We start from the raw sequence: 11,479 nt of genomic DNA, 5'->3' as shown, positions 1-11,479 counted from the left end.
GCAGCAATCCCCCTGCTGCTCGTTCTCTTTCCGCCGCTGGCAGCACTTGCAGCCAACTCCTTGACCGTTTACTACCAGCCGGCGACGTCGTGGACCGCCGTCAACGTCCACTACGCGCCCACCGGCGGATCGTGGACGAGCGTGCCCGGCGTCGCGATGACCGCCGACAGCTGTGCCGGCTGGTTCAAGAAGGAGATCGACCTCGGTAGCGCGGCCGGGGCGCGGCTCACCTTCAACAACGGGTCCGGGACCTGGGACAACAACGCCGGCAACAACTACAGCGTCGGGACCGGCGTCGTGTCGATCGCCGGTGGCACTGTCGGCTCGGCGGTGCCGTGCGGCACCACGAACACGGCGTCGATCTACTACAGGACCAGCTGGACCACGACGTACCTGCACTGGGCACCGGCCGGCGGCTCCTGGACGACGGCGCCCGGCACGGCGATGACCGAGACGGCCTGTGCCGGGTGGGCGCTGAAGACGGTCAGCCTGGGCAGCGCGAGCGCGTTGCAGGCGACGTTCAACAACGGCTCCGGGACGTGGGACAACAACGCGGGGAACAACTACCGGCTCGGCGCGGGGGTGACGACGGTCAGCGGGGGAGTGGTGACCGGCAACGCGTCCTCACCGTGTGCGACGTCCTCGCCGTCACCCTCGGTCAGCGCCTCTGCTTCACCCAGTCCGTCCGTCTCGCCGACCCCCACCACGCCGGCCACCAGCGGGGAGATGCTCGGCGGTGACCCGCGCAAGGACAGCATCTACTTCGTGCTGACCGCCCGGTTCTACGACGGCGACAGCTCCAACAACCGGGGCGGCAACCAGAACGTCAAGTCCGGGAACGCGGCGAACAACGACCCGATGTTCCGCGGTGACTTCAAGGGCCTGGTGAACAAGCTCGACTACATCAAGGCGCTCGGCTTCTCCGCGATCTGGATCACGCCGGTGGTGCTGAACCGGTCGGACTACGACTACCACGGCTACCACGGCTGGGACTTCTACGAGGTGGACCCGCGGCTGGAGTCGGACGGGGCGTCGTACCAGGATCTGATCGACTCGGCGCACGCCAAGGGTCTCAAGATCTACCAGGACGTGGTCTTCAACCACAGCTCCCGCTGGGGCGCCAAGGGACTGTTCGTCCCGACCGTCTACGGCGTCCGGGACAGCCAGTGGAGCTGGTACTACAGCGAGAAGGTGGCCGGCAAGGAGTACAACCCGCTCGAGGAGAACGCCGCCGGTCACACCTACAACGGCGATCTGTGGACCAGCACCGCGCCGGCCGGCAACACCTGCCCGAACTACGGCACGCCGACGGGTGGCAAAAGCGCCGAAGGCTACACCGTCTACAACTGCCAGTGGCCGTCCCCGACCGCGAAGATGTTCCCGGCCGACAAGTTCCACCAGTGCTGGATCGGCAACTGGGAGGGTGAGGACGCCCGGTCCTGCTGGCTGCACGAGGACCTCGCCGACTTCAACACCGAGAACGCGACGGTGCAGGACTACCTGATCGGCGCGTACAAGAAGTACATCGACATGGGCGTGGACGGCTTCCGGATCGACACCGCCGTGCACATCCCGCGCGTCACCTGGAACCGCAGGTTCCTGCCCGCGCTGCAATCGCACCTCACCGCGAAGTACGGCGCGGCGAAGGCCAAGGACTTCTACATCTTCGGCGAGGTCGCCGCGTTCGTGAACGACAAGTGGAACCGCGGCTCGGTCAACCACTCGGCGCAGTTCTACACGTGGAAGGAACGGGCCTCGTACTCGGCCGACGACGTCACGGCGGCGATCGAGCAGTTCGACTACGAGAACAACCTGGGTACGGGCAACCAGCCCACCAGCACGAACGCGTTCCTGTCGGGCAACACCTATCACGCGCCGGACTACAGCCGGTTCTCCGGCATGAACATCATCGACATGCGCATGCACATGAACTTCGGTGATGCGTCGAACGCGTTCTACAACGGCAAGGACTCCGACGACTCGGTGAACGACGCCACGTACAACACGGTCTACGTCGACTCGCACGACTACGGGCCGAACAAGTCGTCCACCCGCTATGCCGGCGGAACCGACGCCTGGGCGGAGAACATGACGCTCATGTGGACGTTCCGCGGCATCCCGACGCTGTACTACGGCTCGGAGATCGAGTTCAAGGCCGGCCAGAAGATCGACTGCGGCCCGACCTGCCCGCTCGAGACGACCGGCCGGGCGTACTACGGCTCGTACCTGTCCGGCAGCGTCACCGCCAGCGACTTCGGCGTGGTCGGCTCGGCGAGTGGAACCGTCGCCACGACGCTGTCCCAGCCGCTGGTCAAGCACCTGCAGCGGCTCAACCAGATCCGCCGTGCGGTGCCGGCCCTGCAGATGGGCCAGTACTCGACCGAGGGCGTCAGCGGCGGCATGGCCTACAAGCGGCGCTACACCTCGGGCAGCGTCGACAGCTTCGCGCTGATCTCGGTGTCCGGTGGCGCCACCTTCTCCGGCATCCCCAACGGCACCTACGTGGACGCCGTCACCGGAGACACGAAGACGGTCACGAACGGCTCACTGACGATCAGCCTCAACCAGAAGGGCAACCTGCGCGTCTACGTGCTCTCGCAGTCGGGCAACCCCGCGCCCGGCAAGGTCGGAGCCGACACGACGTACTTGAAGTAGCGCCGTCCCCAAGGCCGGTCGTGATGAGCCGACTCGTCACGACCGGCTCGGCACGTCGATCCGTCGTGCGCCGCGAAGGTCCCTCACCGCGGTCCGGCTGCGTATGAGTCACAGCCGACTCGGCATCAAGTTCCGGCGGGGGACTGTCAAGAAAACGGTGTAACTCGATCTTGTTGAGGGTTAGTTGCGGCCTGCGGTGAGCCGTCCTTCGAAGGCGAGGTCGAAGGCGTTGAGGGCGGGTTTCCAGCGGATGGTCCAGCGGCGGCGGCCAGCGCCGGTCGGGTCCAGGGCCATCACGGCCAGGTAGACGCATTTCAGGGCGGCCTGCTCGTTCGGGAAGTGCCCGCGGGCCCGGACGGCGCGGCGGATGCGGGCGTTCACGCTCTCGATCGCGTTGGTGGAGCAGACGACCTTACGGATTTCGGCGTCGAACGCGAGGAACGGCACGAACTCGGCCCAGGCGTTCTCCCAGAGCCGGACGATCGCCGGATATCGCTCGCCCCAGGCCTCAGCGAACTCCAGGAAGCGCTGCTCGGCAGCCTGCTCGGTCGGTGCGGTGTAGACCGGCTTGAGTGCCTTGGCGATGGCGTCGTAGTGCTGGCGGCCGGCGTATTTGAACGAGTTGCGCAGCAGGTGCACCACGCAGGTCTGGACCACGGTCTTCGGCCAGACGGTGTTGATCGCGTCAGGCAGCCCGGTCAGGCCGTCGCAGACGGCCATCAGCACGTCCTCGACACCACGGTTCTTGAGCTCGGTGCACACGCTGAACCAGAACTTGGCGCCTTCGCCGCCGTCGCCAGCCCAGAGCCCGAGGATGTCGCGGGTGCCCTCGGCGGTGACCGCGAGGGCGACGTAGATGGGCCGGTTGGCGACTTTGCCGTCGCGGATCTTGACGTTGATCGCGTCCAGGAAGATCACCGGATAGACCCTGTCGAGGGGCCGGTTCTGCCACTCGGCCATGCCGTCGATGACCTTATCGGTGATCGTGGAGATCGTCTGGCGCGAGACGTCGGCGCCATAGACCTCGGCCAGGTGAGCGCTGATCTCCCCGGTGGTCAGGCCTTTCGCCGACAGCGACAGGACCATGTCCTCGACACCAGTCAGCCGACGTTGCCGCTTCTTGACGATCTGCGGCTCGAACGAGGCGTCGCGATCGCGCGGCACGGTGATCTCGACCGGGCCGACATCGGTCAGCACGGTCTTGGCCCGGGTCCCGTTACGGGAGTTGCCGCCGTCTTTGCCGGCCGGGTCGTGTTTCTCATAGCCGAGGTGATCGGTGATCTCACCATCGAGGGCGGCTTCGATCACTCGCTTGGTCAACTGCTGCAGCAGACCGCCTTCGCCGGTCAGTTGCAGGCCCGCTGCGCGGGCCTGCTCGACCAGCTGGCCGACTAGCTCGGCATCCACGCCTTCCGGGGTGGTTGCCGGATCCTTCTTCTTGGCCACCGCCGAAGTATCCACGGTGGCATCGATCGTCACGGTCATCTGGTGTCTCCTTGATCAGGAGTTACACCGTTTTTCTTACAGTCCCTCCGGCGGCCCAGATCTGACGTGAGGATGCGGGTGACGGGTTCGAATGCGCGATGAGTTGCCAGCGGGCGGTCTCATCTGTCCCGCAGAGGTGGCCGCGCCGGTCCAGCAAGTCAGCTTCCCCCTCTCCTCTCCTCCCTCCCCGCGGATCTTGAGTAGATGTCGACCTCCGGTGGTCCGGAATTACTCAAGATCGGGGACGTGAGCGGGCCGAAGGAGGGCGGGCCAGGGCAGGGCGGGCCAGGGCAGGGCGGGCCAGGGCAGGGCGGGCCAGGGCAGGCCAGGCCAGGGCAGGGCAGGGCAGGCCAGGGCAGCGCAGGGCAACGCAGGGCAGGCCTGGGATCTTGGGTGAATCTTGACCCTCGGCGGTGCGAGATCACTCAAGATCTGGGACGTGGGCGGGCCGAGCGCCAGCGAGACAGGGCGAGCGGGCCCGGGTCGGATATCGAGTGGGCGTAACGGCTTCGAGCACGCAATGACTCGCCAGCAAGAGGCCTGACCTGTCCGGCAATTCGCTCTCGCCCCGCAGATCTTGGGTGAATGTCGATCCACTGCGGTGCGAGATCACTCAAGATCTGAGAAGTGGGCGGGCCGAGGGTAGGCGAGCTATGGCAGGTCCGGATCTTGGGTGGACATTGACCCGCGGCGGTGAGAGATGGCTCAAGATCTGGCAGGCAGGCAGGCAGGCGAGTCGGCCGGGGCGCCGAGCACCGCGCGCCGAGCGTCGAGCACCGCGCGCCGAGCACCGCGCGTCGAGCGTCGAACGTCGAGCGCCGAGCACTGCGCGTTGAGCGCCGAGCACCGCGGGTTGAGCGCCGAGCACCGCGCGTCGAGCGCCGAGCACCGCGCTCCGAGCACCGCGCTCCGAGCACCGCGCTCCGAGCACTGCGCGTCGAGCGCCGCGCTCCGAGCACTGAGCACCAGGGCGGGCGGCCCCGGGTCGGATGCCGGGCTCGCGTAACGGTCCCAAGTCCGCGATGACTCGCCAGCGAGCGGTCTCACCTGTCCGGCAAGCCGGCCTCCACCCCGCGGATCTTGACACTGGATGGGATGAGATCGCTCAAGATCGGGGAGGTGGAGGCGTCAAAGGGAGCGCGACGCCTGCGCCAGGCCACGGCGGGAGGCAATGAGCTGGACAAATGAGGCGTGCCATTGAAGCAACGGGACGTCATCGCACAGAGGTACCGGCGTACCAGGGAGAGAACCACGCCGCGTCATGGACCACTGATCAGCTCGCGGCGGTTTGTTCCTTCTCGCGGAGGGCTTCGGCTACCGCTTCGCGCACCCGCTCGTCCTCGCGCTCCTTGCGCCGGGCGCGTCGGCGGCGGCTTGCCACGGCCAGCAGGACCAGCAGGGCGATGACGGCGACGAGCAGCGCGGTCAGCGGCCACGGCAGGGCCCAGATCCGAGTCGTGGCGGTCACCGGATCCAGCGAGGTCGTCGAGCCGGACGCGTCGGTGAGCAGCGGGGTCAGGGTGGCGGTGGCGGCGAGGACCACGGCGGGGGAGACATCTTTCAGGGGTACGGCGACCGCCCAGCGTTCACCGGGCAGGAGTTCGGGCGGCGAGTCGACGGTGCCGGCGTCGGTGCGCAGCCAGCCGAACGGGCCGGCGATGGACACCTCCTGGCGGGCCGATTCGACGGCGTTGCCGGTGTTGTGGATCGTGTAGGAGACCGTGGCGTCGCCGGTGAGGAGTGAGCCCCGGTAGTCCACCTTCAGGTCCTCGATGGCGAGACCCGGTACGAGATCCCCGCCCACCCGCATCTTGATCTTGATGCCGAGGCGGCGCTCGACGTTGATCGTCTCCGTGGAGGAGGACTGCGACAGCGAGGTCACGATGCCGCCCACGTAGTCGCCGGGCGTCGCGTTCGCGGGCACCGACACGCTGAACGGCACCTCGGCCTCCGACTTCGCCGGGATCGTGACGTCCTTCGCCGCGGCCTGCACCCAGGCGCCGACCGCGACCGACTTCTTGTCGCCGGTGAGCAGGTCCAGCTGGCCTTCGCCGGTGGTGTACCCGTCGGCGGCGTAGACCGCGAGCGTGAGCGGCGCCGACCCGTGGTTCGCCACCACCAGCGCGTCCCGGGCGGTCATGCCCGGGTTGACGGCGTAGGTGTAGCTCGACCGGTCGTTGCCGTAGCTGTTCGACGCGGTCCGGACCGTCCAGGAGACGTCGGCGGCTTGGGCGGGCGTTCCCGGGACGAGGGCCACGAGGGCGGCGGCCAGGGCGAGTGCGATGCGCATCGGAGATCCTTAGTGAGAAGCCCCGGGAGGACGGGGGCCGTCCTCCCGGGGAGCCGATCAGCTGCTCAGAGCAGTGATCGTGAGGGTGGTGCGGTAGTTGCCCTTCGCGACGTCGGCCGGGACCTTGAGGTCCAGGTCGGCGCCGAGCAGGGCGGTGCCACGGGCGTGACCCTGCTCCGCGGCGCCGAGGCCCCGGGAGACCGAGAGGCCCTTGCCGTCGGTGCCGAAGCCGGACTCGACGGCCGCGCCGGCCTTCGCGCCCGCGCCGGCGGCGGCGACGTACGGGGTCCAGCCCAGGTACGCACCGGAGAACGACTTGTCGGCGTCCTTGAAGTCGCCCACGCTGGCCGACAGCGACCACGGGGAGAGCGCGCGGCGGCTGTCCGACACCTTGATCGAGTTGAGCGAGCCGCTGGCGGCGAAGTAGTCGCCGTCCTTCTCGACCGCGGTGCCGAGGTCGACCAGGCCGTTGTAGCCGTCGATCGTCCAGCCGAACTCGCCCGGCTTGGCGTTCGGGACGTTGACCTGGATGTCCTGGTTGTCGCCGTGGTACGGGTGAACGGTCACCTTGTCCACGACCGAGCCGACGCCCTGGGTCTCGGCGGAGTTGGAGCAGGAGCTGCCCAGCTCGACCGAGGCGTTCGGGGCGGCGCAGGTGCCGCTGCGGATGTACTCCACGACCAGCTTGTCGCTGCGCACACCGACCTTGATGTACGACCGGACGTGCTCCTGGTTCTGCACGGAGCTGTACCAGTAGTCGCTCGGCTTCAGCGGGTCGGGCCCGTTGGTGCCGCTCGCGTCCGGCTTCGTGATGTCGTAGTACTTCGACCCGGAGGCCGAGTTGGCGGTGACGTAGAGGACGCCGCCGGGACCGGCGAAGACGTCCTCGGCACCGGGCTGCTCGGCCGCGTTCGCCTTCTCGCCGTTCTTGATCAGGTAGCTACGGGCGTAGACGTGGTCGTGGCCCTGCAGCACCAGGTCGACGCCGAGGTCGGAGAAGGTCTTCGGGAAGTCGGTCCGGCGCACCTTCGCGTCCGAGTCCTTGGCGTGCGAAGCGGCCGAGTAGATCGAGTGGTGGTAGACCAGGACGGTCCACTTCGCCTCGCCACCGTGCTGCTTCACGACGTCGGTCACGTACTTGACGTGGGCCGCGTCGCCGCCGCCACCCTGCGAGGTGGCGTAGCTGTTGCTGTTCAGGTCGATGAACAGCGTGTCCTTGTAGACGTACCAGTAGTCGCCACCGGACGTGTTCGACGTCGGGTTGCCGTTCGAGTAGTACGCGGCCGAGCGGTCGGTGTTCGGCGTGTACAGGTGCTGCTCGTACGCCTTGCCGCCGACGTCGTGGTTGCCGATGGTGGCGGCCCACGGGTACTGGCGCAGCTTGTCGGACGCCAGGAAGGCGTTCCACTGTGCCTCGGTGTTGGCGGTCTCGACCTGGTCGCCACCGGAGACCAGGATCTCCGCCTTCGGGTTGGCGGCGAGCGACACGTCGAGGGTGTCGGTCCAGCCGGCCTGGTCCTTGGCGAGGTTGCCGGACGCGCCGATCTGCGGGTCGCCGTAGAACAGGAAGTCGTAGTCGCCTTCGAAGTCCTGCGTCGTGAAGGCGTAGGCGGCCGACCAGCCGTCGGTCTCGGAGCCCACCCGGTACGAGTACGCGGTGTTCTCCTTGAGCCCGGTGATCGTGGCGTGCCGGTTGTAGCCGCCGCTCGTGGCGATGTTGGCGGCGCCGGTGGCGGCGAAGGTCACGGCGCTCGCCGGGAACTCGCCGCCGGTCAGGTCGGCGGTCGGCGCGACCTGGACCTGCTGGGCGGTGTCGGCCGAGGAGTACCAGTTCACGATCCGCTGGGTCTCGTTGGCGCCGACGCCGAGGACGATGCTGCTCAGCGTGGTGGGGTCGGCGGCGAAGACCGGGCTGGCCAGTCCGCTGCCGAGGGCCACTGCCACTCCGAGGACCGCGGCCGTGGCGCCTGCGGCGGCACGGTTGCGGCGGGACAGATGGGTTCTCATCGGTGTCCGTTCCTTGCTTGATGAGAGAGAACGCTTCCCAGTGGGAAAGAACAGGAAGCGCGGATCAAGCTCGTCCTGCCTCGTGAACCGCTGGTTAACAAGATCAAGATCGTTGGTGCTCAAGACGCGAAGATCCGCTCGAAGAACCAGATGAGCCCCATCACAGCGACCCCGGCGCAGAGCAGTCCGGTCACCCACCGGGCTGCTCGAGGCGCCCTCCGGCGCAGAAGCATCAGGAGGGGGAAGACCAGCAGGATCAGGCCGACCTGCACGGTCTCGATGCCGACGTTGAAGACCAGCAGCGACCACAGCAGCGTCCAGGACCAGGCCTCGTCGATGCCGAGCGCGCCGGCGAACCCGAGGCCGTGCACCAGGCCGAACAGGAAGACGACGGCCAGGCGGCCCCAGCCAACTCCAAGATCGGCGCCACCGCGCAGACCCGAGCGGGCTCCATGATCCGAGGTGACGCGCGGGGAGGAGCGCAGCTGGATCAGATGCCATCCGGCGACCACCGCGATGGAGAACGCGATGATCGGCTCGACGATCGCCGCCGGCGCCGAGACCAGGCCGAGTGCGGCGAGCACGAAGGTGACCGAGTGGGCGATCGTGAACGCGGTCGCGGCCAGCACGATCTCGCGCAGCCGCCGGGAGCCGGCGATCAGCGCCAGCAGGAACAGGATGTGGTCGATACCGAAGAGCAGATGTTCGGCGCCGAGCACGAAGAACTCGCCGAACCGCTGCTGCCAGCTCTGGTCGGTGGAGAAGACCGGGTTGCCGGCGTCGAGCGCGGCGCTGCCGTCCCGGCCGTCGATCTCATAGGTCACGATCGTCTTCGTGTCGCGGACGTAGGTCTCCGCGTCCGGGAAGAGGCCGCTGCGGATCTCGTGCTCGCCGTCGCGTTCGGCGCACTGCCAGTCGAGGACCAGGGTCGTGTACGGGACCCCTTCGCGCGTACCCATGGTGAACGGCCCGGCGGCGGACGGCGCGCAAGCCTTCCCGCCGGCCGTGACGGAGAAGCGTTCGGTGACGTAACCGACGGCCGCGTCGGTGTGCGCGTTGAGCGCCGCCGCCTGACCGGCGGCGTCGCCGGCTTCGAACGCCGCGTTGCCCTCCTGGAAGAGCCCGTCGTCGTGGCGGTAGTCGGCCGCCGAGACGACGAACAGGTCGTATTCGAGCTCGAGCGTGGTCCGGACGTGGCCGCTGTCGTCGCCGGCGCGCACGTCGGCGTAGACCGTCGAGTTGAATCCGTGAGCGAGGGCGGGGCTCGCGAGGACACCGGCTCCGAGGAGGCCGAGGAAGAGAATCGCGAGGATACGGCGTAGATGGTGTGGCACGGCGGGACACGCTGCACGCGCCGGGTTAACAAGATCAAGATTGTTGGCGAACCGCTGACGACAAGATGATCTCGGCAGCCGACGAGAGGCGCGGCAGCGTGTAGTAAGGGACCCGTGTCACGCCTGCTACCCGCTGCTCTCGCCCTGCTCGTCCTCGCCGGTTGCTCGTCAGGCGACTGGGACGAGGCACGACCCGCCCCTGTTCCGATCGGCGCTCTCGGCGCCGGCTTCGTCGACCCGTCGCATCCGCCCGCGCCCGAGGCGACGATCACGCCGAGCCCCGGCTCCTGGGATCAGGTGCACCCGCCCGAGGGCTACCGGGTGGTGCTGCTCACCATCGGCGCGGACGCTCCGACCACCACGGTCGTGACCGCTGTCGAGGAGTGGGCCGAGGCGGAGAAGGTGTCGCTGCGGACGGTCACGGCGGACCCGGCCGAGCCGGTCGACGCCATCGTCGAGGCGATGAACATGAAGCCGGACGTCGTGGTCAGCGCCGGCGACGGCCTGATCGATCCGCTCGCCCTGGTCACGCCGAACCACCTCGACCAGCAGTTCCTGGTGGTCGGTGCGGAGCTGGCCGAGCCGACCGCCAACGTGACGGCGGTGGAGTGGGCCGGCGCCGGATTCCGCGGTGAGGGGCTCGGCTCGTCGACCACCTACGACGCGGCGACGTTCACCGCCGAGCGTTGCGCTCGTGCCGTGCGTGCCGGCGCAGCGGCCGTGTTGCACCGGGTCCGGGGCATCGTCCTCTGGGTTGATTGACAACCGTCCGGGCCGGATTGCCGCTTAGCCTATTTAAGCCATAGGATTTGGGGTGTATCGAGCCTGGGGAGTCCGGATGCACCTTGCTCTCGAAGTCGACGGCGACTTCTCCACCCTGAAAGACCGTGTGGCCGCCGCCGAGGCGGCCGGGTTCGCGTTCGTCACGATCGCCGACTCCCCACTGCCGCCGGCCGGCGGGGGCGTCCGGCTGGAAGCGGGCGTGCGGGCGTCGTACCTCTCCCGCCTGACCGGCCGGATCGGCCTCGCGCCCACGCTGCACGCGACGGTGACCGAGCCGTTCCACCTCGCCACGCAGCTCGCCTCGCTCGACCACGCGACGCTCGGCCGGGCCGGCTGGGTGGTGGGGGCGGAGAGCTCGGCGGCGGCGTACGCGACCGTCGGCGAGCCTCCACTCACCGGCGACGACCTGCGGCAGGAGCTCGCCGACGTGATCGACGTGGCCCGCCTGCTCTGGGATTCCTGGGAGGACGACGCGGTGATCCGCGACGTGGCGACCGGCCGGTTCCTCGAACCGGACCGGGTGCACCACGTGAACTTCACCGGGGAGCGGTTCAGCGTGGTCGGCCCGCTGATCACGCCGCGGCCACCGCAGGGCCAGGTCGTCGTGATCGGCGCGGACACCCTCGGTGTCACGTCCCGGCTCGACGTCGTCCTGATCGACGCGCCGTCCCCGGACCGGCTGGTCGCCCGCGCCCGGCAGGCCCGGGACGCCGGCGCGCCGCTGGTCTTCGCCTCGGTGCCGTTCCTCACCGACGTCGACGAGTACGCCGGCGTCGTGGACGGCGTCCATCTGCGCGGCGCCGGCCTCAACCGGGATCTGACGCGCCTGACCGACGAGTTCGGGCCACGGCTGCCGGTCGGCCCGACCCTGCGGGACACCCTCGGCCTGCCCCGCCCCGCCAACGTGTTCACCGGTTAGGAGATG

The 11,479-nt window shown here is 68.6% G+C and carries 7 protein-coding genes; 3 read left to right on the top strand and 4 right to left on the bottom strand.

Features of this window, described 5'->3' with window-relative positions:
• Nucleotides 1–60: 60 nt before the first annotated feature.
• The gene (locus EP757_RS02665; protein WP_232050333.1) at nt 61–2,655 is read left to right on the top strand and encodes a carbohydrate binding domain-containing protein; all 2,595 of its coding nucleotides are present in this window, start codon (nt 61–63) and stop codon (nt 2,653–2,655) included.
• A gap of 180 nt (nt 2,656–2,835) precedes the next feature.
• Here EP757_RS02665 and EP757_RS02660 read toward each other — a convergent pair whose 3' ends face one another.
• From EP757_RS02660 to EP757_RS02635, 4 genes are all read right to left on the bottom strand, one after another.
• A complete protein-coding gene (locus tag EP757_RS02660; RefSeq protein ID WP_232049958.1) occupies nt 2,836–4,140 on the bottom strand; it encodes an IS256 family transposase in 1,305 nt (434 codons plus the stop codon).
• A gap of 1,273 nt (nt 4,141–5,413) precedes the next feature.
• Nucleotides 5,414–6,430: a WxL protein peptidoglycan domain-containing protein gene (locus EP757_RS02645; protein WP_127542621.1), complete on the bottom strand. Its 1,017-nt coding sequence runs from the start codon at nt 6,428–6,430 to the stop codon at nt 5,414–5,416.
• Nucleotides 6,431–6,487: 57 nt separating this feature from the next.
• The gene (locus EP757_RS02640) at nt 6,488–8,437 is read right to left on the bottom strand and encodes an FN3 domain-containing metallophosphoesterase family protein (RefSeq protein WP_127542620.1); all 1,950 of its coding nucleotides are present in this window, start codon (nt 8,435–8,437) and stop codon (nt 6,488–6,490) included.
• A gap of 119 nt (nt 8,438–8,556) precedes the next feature.
• Entirely contained in the window at nt 8,557–9,771 is a 1,215-nt protein-coding gene (locus EP757_RS02635) for a HupE/UreJ family protein (protein WP_127542619.1), read from the bottom strand.
• 114 nt (nt 9,772–9,885) lie between these two features.
• Here EP757_RS02635 and EP757_RS02630 point away from each other — a divergent pair, with 114 nt between their 5' ends.
• Entirely contained in the window at nt 9,886–10,533 is a 648-nt protein-coding gene (locus EP757_RS02630) for a hypothetical protein (RefSeq protein WP_127542618.1), read from the top strand.
• A gap of 76 nt (nt 10,534–10,609) precedes the next feature.
• On the top strand, nt 10,610–11,473 hold the full coding sequence (locus tag EP757_RS02625) for an LLM class flavin-dependent oxidoreductase (RefSeq protein ID WP_127542617.1): 864 nt from the start codon (nt 10,610–10,612) through the stop codon (nt 11,471–11,473).
• Nucleotides 11,474–11,479 lie beyond the last annotated feature (6 nt).

Source organism: Actinoplanes sp. OR16 (assembly GCF_004001265.1).
Classification (GTDB): domain Bacteria; phylum Actinomycetota; class Actinomycetes; order Mycobacteriales; family Micromonosporaceae; genus Actinoplanes.
This window is presented reverse-complemented; position numbering and strand designations above follow the sequence as displayed.